General features: G+C 72.8%; 14 protein-coding genes. 7 read left to right on the top strand and 7 right to left on the bottom strand.

Going from position 1 to position 17,023, the window contains the following annotated elements; all coding sequences use genetic code 11:
* Positions 1-8 precede the first annotated feature (8 nt).
* From Q8A52_RS13080 to lnt, 3 genes are all read right to left on the bottom strand, one after another.
* Positions 9-809, bottom strand: coding sequence for a 3-hydroxybutyrate dehydrogenase (locus Q8A52_RS13080; RefSeq protein WP_316751335.1), 801 nt, complete (start codon positions 807-809; stop codon positions 9-11).
* Positions 810-863: 54 nt separating this feature from the next.
* A complete protein-coding gene (locus Q8A52_RS13075) occupies positions 864-1,343 on the bottom strand; it encodes an NUDIX hydrolase (protein WP_316751333.1) in 480 nt (159 codons plus the stop codon).
* Positions 1,344-1,411: 68 nt separating this feature from the next.
* The gene (gene lnt / locus Q8A52_RS13070) at positions 1,412-3,025 is read right to left on the bottom strand and encodes an apolipoprotein N-acyltransferase (protein ID WP_316751332.1); all 1,614 of its coding nucleotides are present in this window, start codon (positions 3,023-3,025) and stop codon (positions 1,412-1,414) included.
* A gap of 232 nt (positions 3,026-3,257) precedes the next feature.
* Between lnt and Q8A52_RS13065 the strand changes: the two genes are divergently transcribed.
* Positions 3,258-4,283: an O-antigen ligase family protein gene (locus Q8A52_RS13065; protein ID WP_316751858.1), complete on the top strand. Its 1,026-nt coding sequence runs from the start codon at positions 3,258-3,260 to the stop codon at positions 4,281-4,283.
* A gap of 99 nt (positions 4,284-4,382) precedes the next feature.
* On the opposite strand, the gene Q8A52_RS13060 is transcribed toward Q8A52_RS13065, so the two are convergent.
* Positions 4,383-4,928 carry a hypothetical protein gene (locus Q8A52_RS13060; protein ID WP_316751330.1) on the bottom strand — a complete coding sequence of 182 codons (546 nt, stop codon included), beginning with the start codon at positions 4,926-4,928 and terminating at the stop codon, positions 4,383-4,385.
* Between the two features lie 78 nt (positions 4,929-5,006).
* Complete coding sequence (locus Q8A52_RS13055; RefSeq protein ID WP_316751328.1) at positions 5,007-5,792, bottom strand: glutamate racemase; 786 nt, start codon at positions 5,790-5,792, stop codon at positions 5,007-5,009.
* 39 nt (positions 5,793-5,831) lie between these two features.
* On the opposite strand from Q8A52_RS13055, the gene Q8A52_RS13050 reads away from it, so the two are divergent.
* A complete protein-coding gene (locus Q8A52_RS13050; RefSeq protein WP_408649195.1) occupies positions 5,832-7,025 on the top strand; it encodes a glycosyltransferase in 1,194 nt (397 codons plus the stop codon).
* A 59-nt stretch (positions 7,026-7,084) separates the two neighbouring features.
* Here Q8A52_RS13050 and Q8A52_RS13045 read toward each other — a convergent pair whose 3' ends face one another.
* A complete protein-coding gene (locus tag Q8A52_RS13045) occupies positions 7,085-8,431 on the bottom strand; it encodes a TerD family protein (protein ID WP_316751856.1) in 1,347 nt (448 codons plus the stop codon).
* 301 nt (positions 8,432-8,732) lie between these two features.
* Between Q8A52_RS13045 and Q8A52_RS13040 the strand changes: the two genes are divergently transcribed.
* The 4 genes from Q8A52_RS13040 to Q8A52_RS13025 all read left to right on the top strand — a co-directional run bounded on the left by Q8A52_RS13040 (position 8,733) and on the right by Q8A52_RS13025 (position 13,513).
* Positions 8,733-9,191 (top strand): DUF6643 family protein, encoded by a 459-nt coding sequence (locus Q8A52_RS13040; protein ID WP_316751323.1) that lies wholly within the window; start codon positions 8,733-8,735, stop codon positions 9,189-9,191.
* Positions 9,192-9,233: 42 nt separating this feature from the next.
* Positions 9,234-10,058 carry an MOSC domain-containing protein gene (locus tag Q8A52_RS13035; RefSeq protein WP_316751321.1) on the top strand — a complete coding sequence of 275 codons (825 nt, stop codon included), beginning with the start codon at positions 9,234-9,236 and terminating at the stop codon, positions 10,056-10,058.
* Between the two features lie 253 nt (positions 10,059-10,311).
* The gene (locus Q8A52_RS13030; protein WP_316751320.1) at positions 10,312-10,917 is read left to right on the top strand and encodes an Rv1733c family protein; all 606 of its coding nucleotides are present in this window, start codon (positions 10,312-10,314) and stop codon (positions 10,915-10,917) included.
* A gap of 157 nt (positions 10,918-11,074) precedes the next feature.
* On the top strand, positions 11,075-13,513 hold the full coding sequence (locus Q8A52_RS13025) for a right-handed parallel beta-helix repeat-containing protein (RefSeq protein ID WP_316751318.1): 2,439 nt from the start codon (positions 11,075-11,077) through the stop codon (positions 13,511-13,513).
* Here the strand turns inward: Q8A52_RS13025 and Q8A52_RS13020 are convergent.
* Complete coding sequence (locus Q8A52_RS13020) at positions 13,483-15,879, bottom strand: hypothetical protein (protein ID WP_316751316.1); 2,397 nt, start codon at positions 15,877-15,879, stop codon at positions 13,483-13,485. The genes Q8A52_RS13025 and Q8A52_RS13020 overlap by 31 nt on opposite strands.
* A 295-nt stretch (positions 15,880-16,174) precedes the next feature.
* Between Q8A52_RS13020 and Q8A52_RS13015 the strand changes: the two genes are divergently transcribed.
* Entirely contained in the window at positions 16,175-17,008 is an 834-nt protein-coding gene (locus Q8A52_RS13015; protein ID WP_316751314.1) for a DeoR/GlpR family DNA-binding transcription regulator, read from the top strand.
* Positions 17,009-17,023: the final 15 nt, after the last annotated feature.

The raw sequence follows: 17,023 nt of genomic DNA, 5'->3' as shown, positions 1-17,023 counted from the left end.
CGGGCCGCTCAGTGCGCCGTCCAGCCGCCGTCGAGGACCAGCGAGGTGCCGGTGACGAAGGACGCCCGGGGGCTGCACAGGTATGCCACGGCCTCGGCGACCTCCTCGGGTTCGATGAGCCGCTTGACGGCGCTGTCCTGCAGGAGCACCTCGGACAGCACGCGCTCCTCGGGGATGCCGTGCGCCCGTGCCTGGTCCGTGAGCTGCTCCTCGACCAGTGGGGTGCGCACATAGGCGGGGTTCACACAGTTCGAGGTGACTCCATGCGGCGCGCCTTCGAGGGCGGCCGTCTTGGACAGGCCCTCGAGACCGTGTTTGGCGGCCACATAGGCGGACTTGAAGGCCGAGGCGCGCAGACCATGGACGGAGGACACATTGATGATGCGGCCCCAGCCCTGCCCGTACATGTGCGGCAGGGCACCGCGGATGAGCCGGAACGGCGCCTCCAGCATCACGGTCAGCACGGTGTGGAAGACCTCGGGCGGGAACTCCTCGATGGGGCGCACCAGCTGCAGTCCGGCGTTGTTGACCAGGACGTCGGTGCCGGCGGCGGCGAGTTCGGCGGCGTCCAGGTCCGTGAGGTCCAGGACGTGCGGTTCGACGCCGCCCGCCAGACCGCGGGCCGCCTCGGCCAGCGCTTCCAGGCCCGTAGCGTCCCGGTCGACGGCGCTCACTTTGGCCCCGGCGGCCGCGAGACGCAGCGCGCAGGCACGGCCGATGCCGCCGGCGGCGCCGGTGACGAGGGCGGTGCGGCCGCCGAGGTCGAGCGTGGGGGCGTGTCGGCCGGGCAGGGCGCTGTGCGAGGTCATGTGCCGAACCTAGGCAGCCTTCCCGCCCGGCCACATATGGTCAGACCCCATAGTTCACTCGAAACTCATAGGCTCGAACCATGTGGGTTCATCGGACATGGCCTGCTTGATCCGAATGAGGTGGCGTTCGTCCATCTCCGGCAGCGCGTCCACCTCGAACCACCCGACCTGCAGGGACTCGTCGTCGTTGACCCGCGCCTCGCCGCCGACGGCCCGGCAGCGGAAGGTGATGTCCATGAACTGGCAGATGTCGCCGTTGCCGAAGGTGACCGGCTCTCCCGATTTCACCATCACGATCCGTTCCGCCACACACCGCACGGCGGTCTCCTCGTACACCTCGCGCACGGCGCAGGCGGCGGGCTGCTCACCGGGATCCGGGATGCCGGAGAGCACCGCCCACTTGTGGTTGTCCGCACGCTGCCCCAGCAGGACTCTGCCCTGGTCGTCGAAGACCACGGCGCTGACTCCGGGGAGCCACAGCAACTGGTGTCCGGCGGAGCCGCGGAGCGTACGGATGAAGTCAGGAGTAGCCATGGAACCGACCCTAACCGGCCGGTTCCCCTCCTTCAGCGCAACGCCTCGGGCGCACGACGGGCGTGCCGCTACGCCTCGTCGGCGCGCCGGCCGCGCACACCGGCGCCGATCGCCCAGCCGAGCCCGCCCGCGGCGACCAGCACCAGGGCGATCTCGGGCAGGATGCCCAGCTCGGTGGCGGGCGTCTTCGAGGAGCGCAGCGGCACCTTCTGGACCAGGTAGTCGGCCACGAACATGCCGGTCTTCTTGGTGATCCTCCCGTCCGGCATGATGACGGCGCTGACACCGCTGGTCACCGGCACGGTCACGGTACGGCTGTGCTCGACGGCGCGGACGCGGGACATGGCGAGCTGCTGGTAGGTCATCTCGCTGCGGTCGAAGGTCGCGTTGTTGCTCGGCACGGAGATCATCTGAGCGCCGTCGGTGACCTCGGACCGCACGGCCCAGTCGAAGGCGGCCTCGTAGCAGGTGACCAGGCCGACCTTGGCGCCGTCGAAGTCGAACACGCCCGGCTTCGTGCCCCGGCTGAAGTCCTGGCGGACCATGCTGGTCCAGTTCTTGTTGATCGCCCCGACCAGCGACCGCAGCGGGAGGTACTCGCCGAACGGCTGGATCTGCCGCTTGTCGTACGTCTGCGTGGGGCCCTTGACCGGGTCCCACAGGATCTGCTCGTTGAGCAGCTTCCCGTCGCGCTCGACGACACCGCCCACCGAGATGGGCGCGCCGACGGCCTTGGCCGCGTCGTCGAGGATCTGGGCCGCGTCGGCGTTGGTGAAGGGGTCGATGTCGGAGGAGTTCTCCGGCCACAGGACGAAGTCGGGCTTGGCGACCTTGCCCGCCTTGACGTCTGCGGCGAGCTTCCGGGTCTCTCGCGCGTGGTAGTCGAGCACCGCGCGCCGCTGGGCGCTGAACTCCAGACCGGCGCGCGGCACGTTGCCCTGGATGACCGCGACCGTCGCGGTGCCGTTCTCCGCCGCGTCGCTGACCAGGCCTCGGGCGGCCACCGCTCCCGCCACCGGGACGGCCACGCTCAGCAGGGCCGTGGCCGCGGCCGCCTTGCGGAGGGTCCGGGTGCGGCGCCCCTCGGCGACCAGCCGCCCGGCCTCGTACAGACCGAAGCCGCACAGGACGACCGCGAAGCCGAGCACCGGCGTCCCGCCCACCGCGGCGAGCGGCAGGAAGACGCCGTCCGCCTGACCGAACGCGATCTTGCCCCAGGGGAAGCCACGGAAGGGAACACGCGCGCGTGCCGCCTCGCCCGCGATCCATACGGCTGCCCCCCACAGCGGCCAGGCGGGCAGCTTGGACACCGCGGCGACGCCCGCACCGACCAGGGCGACGAAGACCGCCTCGATGGCCACCAGCGCCAGCCACGGCCCTGGACCGACCTCCACGCCCGTCCACACCAGCAGCGGCAGCAGGAAGCCGAGGCCGAAGAGGTAGCCGAGACCGAGGGCCGCCTTCCAGCCGCGGCCGCGCAGCACCCAGGCGAAGCCGGCGAAGGCGGGCACCGCGAGCCACCACAGGGTGCGGGGCGGGAAGCTGACGTACAGGAGCACGCCGCAGAGCGCGGCGGCTGCGGCCGGGACCAGGCGCCGGAGCAGCCGGAGGCCGCGCGCGGTGGGCGCGGGCTGCGACTGGAGCTGGTCCGACTGGTCCACGGAGGTTGCGGTGACGGTCACTCGGGGAGTGTACGGCGGGTGACCTTGCTGCCGACAGGACGGTCCAGGTGGCGGGGAGCACAGCGCCCGCGGTCCGAAGCCACATCCTTCCTGCTCGACTCGTCCACAAAACGGTCATCAGCCGTTACGGTGTGCCGGAGCCTGTGTCGTGCGGTCGTCCCGGCCGCGCGGACGGGTCGGCCACAGGTCGGGGGACCGGGTTACGAGGGGCGACTGGGTGGGTTCAACGGGGATGGCGGCGGGGGCGGACGCGGAAAGCGACAGACGAAACGTTTCTGACGCCACGGGCGTCGTGGTGCTCGGAGCCTGCGCCGCGTGGGCGCTGATCACCGCGGCGGCGCACGGCGGGCGGCCCGAGGGCGTCCTGCTCGCGGTGCTGGCCGTGGCCGCCGGCTATGCCTCGGGCCGGATCTCCGGAGCCTTGTTGCCGGTCGCCGCGCCCTGCGCCGGGGCGCTGGCCGGACTCGGACTGGCGGTGGCCATGCCCCACCTCGCGCCAGGCCCCCAGTTCACCACCCCGCTCGGGCCCACCGGCGCCACCGCGGCGCTGCTGACCCTGGCCACCGGAGCCGCCTGCTGTGCCGCGTGGGCCACGCCCGTGCCGGCCCTCCGGCTCGCCCTGCGCCTGCTGGCCCTCGGGATCACGCTGACCGCGGCCGCGCTGGGCTCGGCCGTCGGATGTGCCCTGGCCGCCGCCGTCCTGCTGTGCTCGCTCGCGGCGGGCCGGACGAGCCGACGCGGCCTCGGCCTCACGGGCCTGGCCCTGGCGGCGGCCCTGATGACCGGAGTGACCTGTGCACTCGCCGAGAACGCCCTTCCGGAGGGGCTCACCGCGTCCCTGGAGGGCCGGCTCACCCAGCACCGCGTCGGGCTGTGGCAGGACGCGCTGCGGCTGGCCCGCAGGAACACCGCCCTGGGCATCGGCCCCGGCCGCTTCGGCGAACTGAGCACCACCGCACAGCAGGCACTGCTGCCCGACGGCAAGCCGCACTCCGCGCCCCTGCAACAGGCGGCCGAACAGGGGCTCGTCGGGGTGCTGCTGCTTGCGGCGGCGTTCTGCTGGGTGCTGTACGCCCTGTGGCGCAGCCCCCGCAGCACACCGGTCGCGCTCACCGCGGGCGCCGCTCTCACGGCGCTGGGCGCGGTCGCCGCGGTCGGCAACGCGCTGAGTTTCACCACGGTGTCGGTCGGCGCGGGACTGCTGGCCGGCCTGGCCACGGCCCGACCGCTCGTCGCGCACGAAACCCCGGAACAGTGACTTGGCACGACACCCCGGAACACTGACTCCGGCCGGCCGGAGTCGGTGCGCGGGCCTCACCGAGGCGTATCGATGCGCCCCCTCACAGCTCCCGCGACCTCAGCGAGCGGTCCCCGTGGCGATCGACCGCAGGCGGTCCCGGATGGCCACCACCGCGGACTCGGCGTTGTCCACGGTGATCGTGAACGTGTGCCCGTCCCACAGGCGCAGGACCACACCCTCGCCCCGGCGTACCACCACCGCCGTACCCTTCTCGGGACGCCAGCGGTAGCCCCAGCCGCCCCAGTTCCGCGGAGTCACTATCGGGGCGAACTCGGCTCCGGCGACCTGGTCGAGCGGGATCCGGCGGCGGGGCACACCCATATGGCCGCAGCGCACCTCGACGCACTCCCTGTCGAGCTTCAGGTCGACGTGCACGAACGCGAGAGTGCCGAAGAGGACCAGCAGTCCGGCCGCGATGCAGCCCACGACGGACATGACCAGCGGGGCGACGCCCGAGGTCCAGGCGGAGTCCACCGCCAGTTCGATACCGAGCGCCATGCAGGCCGCGCCGGCGAGAGCCAGCAGCCACTGGACCCGGTTCGTCGCACGTCCGGTCCACACCTCTGGCTGCACGATGTCCGCGTCGTGGGGGTGGTCCCTCATAACTACGAGGTTACTCAGGTTTCGCTGCGCGGGTACCGCGTCGCGGAGGGTGACTCCCGCGGACGAGGGCACCCGGGGTCAGCGGGCGGGGGTGACGGCGGGCAGGAGCCTGCCCTCGGCGTAGTTCAGCGCGGGCACGGGCAGCTCGCCCTCGTGTCCGCTCAGCAGCACCGTCAGGGTGCCGTCGGCCGGAGCCCCGGGGGCGGGCTCCTCGCCGATGCGGCGCAGCGCCTGCGCGGCCACCGCCCCGGCGGAGCCGTGCAGGACCAGCGGCGGCGCGTCCGGCCGCTGCACTGCGGCGCGGATACGTTCCGCCACGAGTTCGTAGTGGGTGCAGCCCAGGACGACGGTCGTCACCTCGTCCGGAGTCAGTGCGGCGGCCGCGGCGACGGCGGCGTCGATGGCCGCCTCGTCGGCGTGCTCCACGGCCTCGGCGAGGCCCCAGCAAGGCACCTCGGTGACCGGGACGCCGTCGGCGAACTGCTCGATGAGACCGCGCTGGTACGGGCTGCCCGTGGTGGCGGGCGTCGCCCAGATCGCGAAGGGGCCGCCGCCGGCCGCGGCGGGCTTGATCGCCGGGACCGTGCCGATCACCGGGACGGCGGGCTCCAGCCGGGCGCGCAGCGTGGGCAGGGCGTGCACGGTCGCCGTGTTGCAGCCGACGATGAGCGCATCGGGCCGGTGGGCCGCGGCGGCCTCGGCGACGGCCAGGGCACGAGCGGTGAGGTCCTCCGGGGTACGCGGCCCCCAGGGCATGCCGTCGGGGTCCAGGGAGAGGACGAGATCCGCGTCGGGGCGCAGGCGCCGTACCGCGGCGGTGGCCGCCAGCAGGCCGATTCCGGAGTCCATGAGCGCGATCTTCACCCGGCCACGATAGACGATGGGCCCCTGTGGACCGGCCGGGTGGGGCAGACTGCGCGGGTGAGCGCGATCGTGTGGATCTCCGCCCTGTCCCTCGCCGCCTGGCTGTGGCTGCTGCTCTGCCAGGGCTTCTTCTGGCGTACGGACGTACGGCTGCCGCCGCGCAGGGATCCGGACGACTGGCCGTCCGTGTGTGTCGTCGTACCGGCCAGGGACGAGGCCGCCGTGCTGCCGGCGAGCCTGCCGTCGCTGCTGGCACAGGACTATCCGGGGCGGGCGGAGATCTTCCTGGTCGACGACGGCAGTTCGGACGGCACCGGGGAGCTGGCCCGCGAACTGGCCGCGCGCCATGGCGGACTGCCGCTGACGGTGGGCTCCCCCGGCGAACCGCCTGCGGGCTGGACGGGCAAGCTCTGGGCCGTTCGGCACGGCATCGCCCTGGCACGCGCGCGTGGTCCCGAGTACCTGCTGCTGACGGACGCGGACATCGCCCACGCGCCCGACAGCCTGCGCCAACTGGTGGCGGCGGCACGCACCGGGAACTTCGACGCCGTGTCGCAGATGGCCCGGTTGCGGGTGGAGAGCCTGTGGGAGCGCCTCGTGGTGCCCGCCTTCGTCTATTTCTTCGCTCAGCTGTACCCGTTCCGCCGGATCGGCCGGAGGGGGGCACGGACGGCGGCCGCGGCGGGCGGCTGTGTGCTCCTGCGCGCGGACACGGCAGGGCGGGCGCGGATCCCCGATGCCATCCGGCAGGCCGTCATCGACGACGTGGCCCTTGCCCGCGCCGTGAAGGGCGGCGGGGGCCACATCTGGCTCGGGCTGGCCGAGCGGGTGGACAGCGTGCGCCCCTACCCACGGCTGCACGATCTGTGGCGCATGGTCTCGCGCAGCGCGTACGCACAGCTGCGGCACAGCCCGCTGCTGCTCCTCGGTACGGTCGCCGGCCTGGCGCTGGTGTACCTCGTGCCGCCCGCGGCCGTGGTGGCCGGTGCCGTCGCGGGAAGTACGGCGGCCGCGCTCACCGGCGCCTGCGCGTGGCTGGTGATGACGGCGACGTACGTCCCGATGCTCCGCTACTACCGCCAGCCGCTGTGGCTCGCTCCCCTGCTGCCCTTCACCGCGTTCCTCTACCTCCTCATGACGGTCGATTCCGCGGTGCAGCACTACAGAGGGCGCGGGGCGGCCTGGAAGGGCCGCACATACGCGCGTCCGGACACCGTGCCCGACGAGGGCTGACCCCGTTCCCCTTATTGGTTACGGCCGGGGTCCGCTTATTGGTTACGGCCGGGGTCCGCTCACTTACGGCCGGGGGTCCAGTTCATCCCCCATCCATAGGCGCGGTCGACGGTCCGCTGCGGGCTCACTCCGCGGTCCGGCACCAGGTACCGCGCCTCGCGCTGGACGACGAGGTCGGCGCCGGTGTTGGTGATCAGGGCGAGCGCGCACACGGTTGAGGGGACGGTGCACTCGTCGAGGGAGAAGTCGACCGGGGCGCCGTGCTGCGGCTGGAGCGTGACCGTCGCGTGCAGGTCCGCGAAGGAGGAGGCGCCTTCGTAGATGGTCACGAAGACGAGGACGCGCCGGAAGTCCCGGGTGTGGTCGAGGTTGACGGTGAGGTTCTCACCGCTCGCCACGGCGCCGGTGCGGTCGTCGCCGTCGAGGTGGATGTACGGGGGCCGGTGCAGCGATCCGAAGGCGTTGCCGAGGGCCTGTACGACTCCCTTGCGGCCGTCGGCGAGTTCGTAGAGGGCGCACAGGTCGAGGTCGAGGTCTCCCCGCGCCGCGCCCCACCGGTCGCCCCAGCCGGGGGACTGCTTGCGCATCTGCCAGTTGAGGTTGACGCGCAAGGTGCCGGAGGTGCCGCCCTGCTTGGCCAGCGACACCGAGGGGGCCGCCTTGGTGAGCGTGACCTTGCTGAGGCGGACCGGCTGGGCGGGCGGCGCCGGCGGGGGCAGGTGGACCGGAGGCCCGGACGGCGGGGGCAGGGGGGCGGCCGGTCCCGACGGCGGAGGCAGGTGGGCGGTGGAAGCCGGGGGCGGTGGCATCGGGGCGGGCGGCGCCGGCGGGGGCGGCACGGTCACCGGGGGTGCGACGGGCGGGACGGTGGGAGGGGCCGCGTGCTGCGGCTCGTCCACGGTGATCCCGAAGTCCGTGGCCAGGCCCTCGAGTCCGCTGCTGTAGCCCTGGCCCACCGCCCGGAACTTCCAGCCGCCCTGGCGGCGGTAGAACTCGCCCAGCACGAAGGCCGTTTCCGCCGTGGCACCGGGGCTGTCGAAGCGGGTGACCACATCGCCCCGGTCGGCGTCCTGGACCTCGATGTACAGGTCGGGCACCTGTCCGAAGGTGCCGCCGTCCGCGGAGGCCGCGAGGACGACCCGCTCGACGGCGCCCTCCACGCGCGCGAGGTCGACGAAAAGGGTGTCGGTGACCCGTCCGCCCGTGTTCCGCTTGCCCTCGTGCCGGACCGCGCCCGAGGTGTGCGCCGGCTGGTTGTAGAAGACGAAGTCGCCGTCGGAGCGCACCTTTCCCGCCGCGAGGAGCAGCGCCGAGGCATCCGCGTCCGGGACGCCGGGTCCGGAGCGCCAGCCCAATTCGACACGCAGGGCCTTCGTCGGCACCGGCGCATTCGACCCTTTCGGCATTGACATGTACGCCCCCATCTCATGTGTCACCCCGCCGGACCGCACCCCGGCCGCCGGTTTCCATCCCTACCCGCCCAACCTATTCCCGAGGGCCGGCGAACTCCCACGGGCGGCACGGGAAGATCGCCGGCCAACCCCCGGTAACCCGCCGGGAACTCGGCCTTTACACGATCAGAACGCTGGCCGCCGCCCTTTTTTGCCAAGTTCGCTCGGATTAGGGATCCCGCGTCACTGCCGACACGGAAAACAACCCTCTTATCGGTCTCCCCAACCAGCACATCGTGGGCTTAACTTATGTGCCATGACCTCCCCCCGCTCCACTTATGGTGGCGGCTACTACTCCGCCTCCTTCCCGGACACCCCGATCTACGACTCGCTCGTGGCCGAGCGGGGCACCCCGCAGATCGCCCCGATCCGGGTCCCCGCCGCCTATGACATGGGCGGCAACCTGCCGGCGATGGGCAGCCACCTGCCCGCGCTGCCCTCGGCACTGCCCGCGCTCCCTGCGGGTCCGTCGCACCACGTTCCCGCCTATGGCTACCCGCAGGCGCCGCAGCCCGCTCCGCTGCAGCAGGCACCCGCGGCCTACATCCCACAGCAGGCCACCGCGCCCCGCGGCTATCCCGGCCCGCAGATGCAGCAGCCGCCCCGGCCCATGGCGGCGGGCACCGGCTACGAGGCGATGCGTCCCGCGGCTCCGCGGCCCGCGCCCGCTCCGTACCAGGACCCGTACAACCAGCAGCAGTACCGCGGCTACTGACCGGCCTCCCCGGCTGTCGGTGCTGCCTGGCACCATGGCTGTATGGGGAACGCCGTTCTGCAGTCGATTCACATCCACCCGGTCAAGGCGTTCCGGGGCGTCTCACTGCGGCAGGCCGTGGTGGAGCCCTGGGGGCTGTCCGGGGACCGGCGCTGGGCTCTGATCGACGACGGGGGAAAGGTCGTCACACAGCGCGAGCAGCCGCGTCTCGCGCTGGCCGCCGCCGAGCTCGTGCCCGGCGGCGGCATTCGCTTGTCCGCGCCGGGGCGGGAGCCCGTGACGGTGCCGGTTCCGGAACCGGCGGGCACGGTACCGGTGAACATCTTCGGCACCAAGGTGGAAGCGGTCCTGGCGGAGGATGCGGCCGGCGCCTGGTGCGCCGATTATCTGGAGGCCGACGTCCGTCTCGTCCATCTCGACGATCCGGCCACCCGCCGCCCGGTCGACCCGGACTACGCGCTGCCGGGCGAGACCGTGAGCTTCGCGGACGGCTACCCGCTGCTGGTCACCACCGTCGCCTCCCTCGACGCCCTGAACTCCCTGATGGCACAGGGCGACCACGCCCACGAGGGCCCGCTGCCGATGAACCGCTTCCGGCCGAACGTGGTCGTGGCGGGCACCGAGGCCTGGGCCGAGGACGGCTGGTCGCGCCTCGCCATCGGCGAAGCGGTGTTCCGCGTGGCCAAAATGTGCGGGCGATGCGTCGTGACCACGACCGACCAGGACACCGCGGTACGCGGCCGGGAGCCCCTGCGCACCCTGGCGCGGCACCGCCGCTTCGGCACCAGTCTGGTCTTCGGCCAGAACCTGGTGCCCACCTCGCCCGGCACGATACGGGTCGGTGACCCGGTGCGGATCCTCGACTAGGACTCGAGGCACTCGACCGGCACTCCAGGAGGGCGCTGTCTTCTGGAGGAGGGCGGTCTTCCACGGACGGTCCCACGATCGGGTCGACGCACGGGGAACCGTACACCGGGGCCCGGTCGTTGGGGTGGGGTGAGAAGTGCACAAGAGGTTCCGGTCAGAGGGTCAGAGGTGATTTCGCTCTCTCTTCGACCGGGCCCGCGGGTGAGCGGCTCCGCCGGGGGTTATCACGGAGCGGGAAGGGGGGTGCGGGACTGTGCGAGCAATCAGCGGTCTCTGGCGCTGGCGGCACAATCCGCTGCGCCGCACGACCGACCTGGTCGAGGCCTGGGTGGCCTTCGCGTCCCTGCTGCTCATCGTGGTGGCCGCACCCGTGATCGGTTCGCTCGTCGGGGCGGTGGCACAGGACGCCCTGCAGCGGTCCGTCGTCGACCAGCACCGCTCCCGCCATCCCGTCACGGCCACCGTGGTGCGCAAGCTGGACAGCGCCCGGCTCGAGCCCGACCCCGACACGACCACGGCGCACGACAGCCGCAGTCGTGTCCTCGCCGACTGGACCGCCCCCGACGGCACCCGGCACCACGGCCCGGTGATGTCGAACCTCAAGTCCCCGCACAAGGGCGACCACTTCAGACTCTGGACGGACCCGCGCGGCCGCATCGTCGCCCGCCCGCTGGACTCCGCGACGGCGACGACGCACGCCGTGCTCGCCGGGTTCGGCGCGGCGCTCCTGACCGCGGGGGCGGTCGAGAGCGGCAGACGGCTGATCGTGTGGCGCATGGTTCGCCGGAGGTACGCGCGTTGGGACCAGGCCTGGGACCGCGCGGGTCCGGACTGGGGCAGGACCGGCACCGGCAGCTGACCGCCTTCCGTCTCTGGTCAACCCACTGCCTGCGCGCACGCTACGGTGGACCGGCCGAACCATTCGGCATCGACCCGCGCGCGAGGGAGTCGTAGGGGCCGCATGCCCCGAAGGCGAACGAGCCATCAGCACGACGAGGTGGGGGCACAGCAACGCCATGGCACAGGGCACCGTCCAGGTGACGCACACCGGCACATCGCGGTGGCGGCGCCGCACGGGTGAGTACTCTTCGCTCGCCGCCGCCCTGGAGGCCGCGGCCGACGGGGACGTCCTCACCGTCGCCCCTGGTACCTACCGGGAGAATCTCGTCGTCGAGCGGGCGGTGACGCTGCGCGGCCCCGAGGGCTCGCCCGGCTCGGTCCGCATCGCGCCCACGGAAGGGGTGCCGCTGACCCTGCGCGCCTCGGCCGTGGTACAGGACCTGCACGTGGAGGGGCAGGACGCGGCCGCGCCCGCGCTGCTGGTCGAGGAGGGTACGCCGGAGCTGCTGGACGTCCGGGTCGTCACCCGGTCCGCCGCGGGAATCGAGGTCCGCGGCGGCGCCCGGCCCACCGTGCGCCGCTGCACCGTCGACAACCCCGCCGGTATCGGCATCGCCGTGCTCGACGGTGGCGGCGGGGTGTTCGAGGACTGCGAGGTGGTCGCGGCCGGCCAGTCCGGCGTCGCGGTACGCGGCGGTGCGCACCCCCGGCTGGATCGCTGCCGGGTGCACCACGCCTCCGGCGCGGGCCTGATGGTCACGGGCGAGAACTCCGCGCTGGAAGCGGTCGGTTGCGAGGTCTACGAGATCCGGGGCTCCGGAGCCCAGGTGACCTCGCGGGCCACCGCACACCTGACCGACTGCGATGTGCACCGCACCACCGCCGACGGCGTCACGCTCGACACGGAAGCCGCGCTCACCCTCGCCGACTGCCGTATCCACGACATCCCGGAGAACGCCGTCGACCTGCGGTCCCGCTCCGTGCTGACACTGACTCGGACGACGGTGCGTCAGTTCGGTCGCAACGGCCTGTCGGTGTGGGACCCGGGCACACGCGTGGACGCCAACCAGTGCGAGATCTTCGACAGCACGGGCGACTATCCCGCGGTGTGGGTGAGCGACGGCGCCACCGCGGTGCTCGACTCCTGCCGCGTGCACGACGTGCCGGACGCGCTGTTCGTCCTGGACCGTGGCTCCCGCGCGGACGTCGTCGACAGCGATCTGTCCCAGGTGCGCAACACGGCGGTGTCGGTGAGCGACGGCGCCACCGCGCAGCTGGACGACTGCCGGATCCGGGACGCGGCCACCGGCGCGTGGTTCCGGGACCACGGCAGCGGCGGCACCCTCAACAACTGCACGCTGGACGGCACCCAGACCGGTGTCATCGTCACCAAGGGCGCCGACCCCACCATCGAGCGCTGCACGGTCGACTCCCCGGCGGAGGCGGGCTTCTATGTGTCGGCCGGCGGCCGGGGCAGCTTCCTGGGCTGCCGGGTGACCGGGAGCGCCGGGTACGGCTTCCACGTCATAGACGGATGCCGTACGACGCTGAAGAAGTGCCGCACGGAACGGTGCGCGCGCGGCGGCTACGAGTTCGCCGACGCGAGCCCGGACGCGGCATCGGGCACGGGCCCTGTCGTGGAGGACTGCACCAGCGACGAGAGCGGGGCCGGGATCGGGCGCCCGGCGGCGGAGACTGCGGTGCAGACGGCGAACCAGTCCTCCGGTCTGCTGGGCGCGATCCCCGGGCAGCGCACGACCGAACAGGAGCCGCTCGTCGGCGCCACGGAACCGGAGAGGCCGTCGCGGACCTCGCAGGCCGTGCTCGGTGAACTCGACGCGCTGGTCGGCCTGGAGAGCGTCAAGCGCGAGGTCCGCGCCCTCACCGACATGATCGAGGTCGGCCGGCGCCGTCAGCAGGCGGGCCTCAAGGCCGCTTCGGTCAAGCGCCATCTGGTCTTCACCGGTTCCCCCGGCACCGGAAAGACCACAGTGGCCCGGCTCTACGGCGAGATCCTCGCCTCCCTCGGCGTCCTCGACAAGGGCCATCTCGTCGAGGTCTCCCGCGTCGACCTGGTCGGCGAGCACATCGGCTCCACCGCGATCCGCACCCAGGAGGCCTTCGAACGGGCACGCGGCGGCGTGCTGTTCATCGACGAGGCGTATGCGCTGTCGCCCGAGGACGCCGGCCGTGACTTCGGCAAGGAAGCCATCGACACGCTCGTGAAGCTGATGGAGGACCACCGGGAGTCGGTGGTGGTCATCGTCGCGGGCTACACGGCAGAAATGGAGCGGTTCCTCTCCGTCAACCCCGGTGTGGCGTCCCGCTTCTCCCGGACCATCACCTTCACCGACTACGGCCCCCGGGAACTGCTGCGCATCGTGGAGCAGCAGGCCGAGGAGCACGAGTACCGACTGGCGCCGGGCTCGCCGGAGGCCTTGGTGAAGTACTTCACGGAGATTCCCAAGGGCCCGGCCTTCGGCAACGGACGCACGGCTCGCCAGACGTTCGAGGCGATGGTGGAACGGCACGCGAGCCGGGTCGCCCAACTCGCCGAGCCGACCACCGACGATCTGACCCTGCTCTACGCCGAGGACCTGCCCGAGCTGCCCTGAGAACCGGCCTCCCCGTCCGGGTCCGGCCCGGCGGGCGGCTCGTCCCGATGCCGCGGGCCCGGCACATCCGGCCGCAGCCGCGCCAGCAGTCGTGCCCGTTCCTCGGCGAAGGCCGGGTCCGCCTGGTAGTCGCAGTGGCCGAGGATGGGGGCGGGCAGGGGGTGCAGGGGGGTGCGGCCGTAGGCGAGCGGGTCGTGCAGCGGCTCGCGGTCCACCTCGGGCCCGCAGTCGCCGGGCAGGCGGACGGGGCCGCCGATGGGGTCGGTGAGGCGGTAGAGATTGCGCCAGCAGGCGACCTCGCGGTGCAGGGAGCTCAGCGCGGGCGGCCCGAAGTGGGCCGGGAACCAGCGGCCGTACAGGCGCTCCAGTGGGGAGCCGTATGTCAGCAGCGCGACCTTCTTGCGTACGGACGGCTCGAGCTGCCAGGCCGCTGCGGCCGCGAGCACGCTGCCCTGGGAGTGTCCGGAGATGACCACACGGCCGCCTGTGCGCCGGGTCCAGGTCGCCATCCGCCAGGTCAGGTCCGGTACCGCGCGCTCGGCGTAGCAGGGCGGGGCGAAGGGGTGGGCGGCGCGCGGCCAGAAGGTGCCGACGTCCCAGAGGATGCCGATGGTGCGCCGGGCCGAGGCGTCCTTGTAGGCGCGGCGGCCCCAGGTGACGAACAGTATGAAGCCGAGTCCGACCAGCCAGGAACCCAGCGCCTGCGAGGTCTCGGCCACGCCCTGGACGACGGTGTGGGCGCGACGGGTCGCCTCGCCCGGGGTCCGCTCGCTGACCTGGGCACCCACCAGCGCTCCGGCACCCAGCAGGAACGTGGCGGCGGAGACGACGGCGACCACGAGGGGCACCCGGTCGGTGAGGGCGGCCACGGCCCGGGTGCGTGCGATACGGCGGGTACGTGCCGTGTCCTCGGGCTCTCCCCGGTGGCCCCGTTCCACCGTGCGCCGCTCGGCGCGGCTGCGCTGCCAGGTGCGCCAGGTCAGCACTGAGGCCAGGGCGAGCACGGCCAGCAGGAGGGGTGGGATCACCGAGGCCTGCCAGGTGAGCAGCACGGGCGGTCCGGTGATCGAGCCGCCGGTGCCGTCCAGCCAGTCGGCCACGCGCTGTGCGACACCTGCCGACATCACCCCGCCCAGCGCGCAGGCGAGCAGTGCGACCGCCGGTCCGCCCAGGCCGCGCAGGGCGGCGCGCGGGTCGGGGTGCCGGCGGTGCAGGTCGTGGGCGACCACGCCGAGGGCGATGACCAGCACACCCTGTGCCAGCGCGATGCCGCCGAAGGCAGTGTCGCCGGGCAGCCGCCCGGTCGAGTGCCACCCCGGCCGCGGCCAGCCCGCGTACAGCAGGGTGAGGGCGAGCAGGGCCAGGGCACCGAGCGGCAGGCGCCGTACCAGGTGCTCGTCGAGCTCCTGGTCGAGGCGGTTCTCGCTGCGGCCCCGGCGGCAGACCACCCACACCACGACGGCCGCGCAGCCGGCCGTCGCCGCGGCCAGCAGCGGGCCCAGTGTCCCCGGTGCCGCGGGTCCGCCCGCCCGGCGGTCGAAGCCGAGCGCCGGTGTCATGACCGCGGCGGCGACCGTCAGCAGTCCCGCGGCGGTGTGGGCGGCGCGCAGCCGGGCCACCGGGCGGCGGCCGTACCAGAAGCCGGGGCGGCCCAGCGAGGTGCGGTCGTCGTGGTCGTCGGGTCCGGGATCGCGGGTCATCGGTTTCTCGGACTCGTACGCGCTCCAGGTGCGGTGCGAGAGGTACCAGAGCAGGCCGGTGAGCGCGGTCGGGACCAGCGCCGCCACGGCGAGCCGCCGCCCGGGGCGGCTCCACCAGCCGTCGCCGGACCCGGCGGGCGAGAGGAAGCCCAGCCAGGAGTGGTGCCGGGCGCAGGCACCGGCGCCCGCGCACTGCCAGGCGGCGAGGTCGAGTGACACCTCGCAGGCGGCCGCCACCAGCAGCACCGTCAGGGTGAGTCCCGCGAGCCGTACCAGCAGCCCGTACAGCTGCACCGCCCGTTTCCGGCCGCGTGCGGCGGGGCGCATCCAGTGGGCGAGGTTGACGACCATGAAGGGCAGCAGCAGCAACCAGAGGGCGCGGGCTCCGTCGCCGGAGGTGAGGTTGCACCAGACGTACGCCTCGGGCACCGGGCCGTCCCGGTGATCGCCCGGTCCGGCCTCCGCGTCGGCGTCGTCGGCGCGCCGGAAGACCGCGGCGGTGTCGTCGCCGGTGACCCGCACCGTGCGCGGATCACCGAGTATCTCCTCGGGTGTGGTGCCCCCGACTCCATGGACGAGGAGTTCCAGGTCGGTCCGCGGTCTCCCGGGCCGTAGGGCGAGGCCGCCCGGCCCGTCCGTCGCTGCTCGTTCCTGCGCACGTTCCACTGTTCTCGCACTTCCCCCGTGACCCGCCGTCGGCTGTGTCCGTGCGGCCTTCAGGATCTCCGTTTCAGGTGCGATGTACACCTCTCGTCATGGAATCTCCCCGGTCCGAGTGACATCCGCCGGGACGGGTGGTGACCGAATGACATGCGCACGTCGGTACGGATAGTGGCGCAACCTGTGCCCTCCCGTGAAAGGATGGGACGCCCGCGCACCGGAGAAGGGCGGAATGTCCTGGTAGGGGTAGGTGCGCAGGGCGTGTCGGACGGCTTGTCGAGACGAGAGGACCGGAGCGTACGTGAGCGAGAATCAGAACCTCCTCGCGGAGCAGCGGCGCGCCCTGATCCTGGACGAGGTCCGGCGCCGCGGTGGCGTGCGGGTGAACGAACTGACCCGCAAGCTCGGCGTGTCGGACATGACGGTGCGCCGCGACCTCGACGCGCTGGCCCGCCAGGGGGTGCTGGAGAAGGTGCACGGCGGTGCCGTGCCGGTGGTCGAGGCGAGCACCCACGAGCCGGGCTTCGAGGCCAAGTCGGGTCTGGAGCTCAGCGCCAAGGAGGACATCGCGCGGACCGCGGCCCAGCTGGTCACCCCGGGCACTGCGATCGCCCTGTCGGGCGGTACGACGACCTATGCGCTCGCGCATCACCTCGTCGAGGTGCCCGATCTGACCGTGGTGACGAACTCGGTGCGGGTCGCGGACGTCTTCCACGCGGCGCAGCGCACCTCGGGGCCGCGGCAGGGCGCGGCCACGGTCGTGCTGACCGGTGGGGTGCGCACCCCGTCGGACTCGCTCGTGGGGCCGGTGGCCGACCAGGCGATCGCGGCGCTCCACTTCGATCTGCTGTTCCTCGGTGTGCACGGGATATCGGTGGAGGCAGGCCTTTCGACGCCCAACCTCGCGGAGGCGGAGACCAACCGGCGGCTGGTGCAGTCGGCGCGGCGGGTCGTGGTGGTCGCCGACCACACCAAGTGGGGCACGGTGGGCCTGAGTTCTTTCGCGGCGCTGGAGCAGGTCGACATCCTGGTCACGGACGCGGGCCTGCCGGCCGAGGCGCGGGCGGAGATCTCCGAGCATCTGCGGCGGCTGGTGGTGGCGGGCGAGACCGACGACGAGGATACAGACTTCTGACGGTCCGTCAGCTAG

The organism is Streptomyces herbicida, assembly GCF_032656585.1.
Classification (GTDB): Bacteria; Actinomycetota; Actinomycetes; order Streptomycetales; family Streptomycetaceae; genus Streptomyces; species Streptomyces herbicida.
Note: the sequence above shows the minus strand (reverse complement) of the source record. Positions and strands in the feature narration are given on the sequence as shown.

What these genes read in the sequence shown, in the direction of transcription:
- Q8A52_RS13080 (WP_316751335.1), bottom strand. Translation starts at nt 809, where the DNA reads ATGACCTCGCACAGCGCCCTGCCCGGCCGACACGCCCCCACGCTCGAC.
- Q8A52_RS13075 (WP_316751333.1), bottom strand. Translation starts at nt 1,343, where the DNA reads ATGGCTACTCCTGACTTCATCCGTACGCTCCGCGGCTCCGCCGGACAC.
- Q8A52_RS13065 (WP_316751858.1), top strand. Translation starts at nt 3,258, where the DNA reads ATGGCGGCGGGGGCGGACGCGGAAAGCGACAGACGAAACGTTTCTGAC.
- Q8A52_RS13060 (WP_316751330.1), bottom strand. Translation starts at nt 4,928, where the DNA reads ATGAGGGACCACCCCCACGACGCGGACATCGTGCAGCCAGAGGTGTGG.
- Q8A52_RS13045 (WP_316751856.1), bottom strand. Translation starts at nt 8,431, where the DNA reads ATGCCGAAAGGGTCGAATGCGCCGGTGCCGACGAAGGCCCTGCGTGTC.
- Q8A52_RS13040 (WP_316751323.1), top strand. Translation starts at nt 8,733, where the DNA reads ATGACCTCCCCCCGCTCCACTTATGGTGGCGGCTACTACTCCGCCTCC.
- Q8A52_RS13035 (WP_316751321.1), top strand. Translation starts at nt 9,234, where the DNA reads ATGGGGAACGCCGTTCTGCAGTCGATTCACATCCACCCGGTCAAGGCG.
- Q8A52_RS13025 (WP_316751318.1), top strand. Translation starts at nt 11,075, where the DNA reads ATGGCACAGGGCACCGTCCAGGTGACGCACACCGGCACATCGCGGTGG.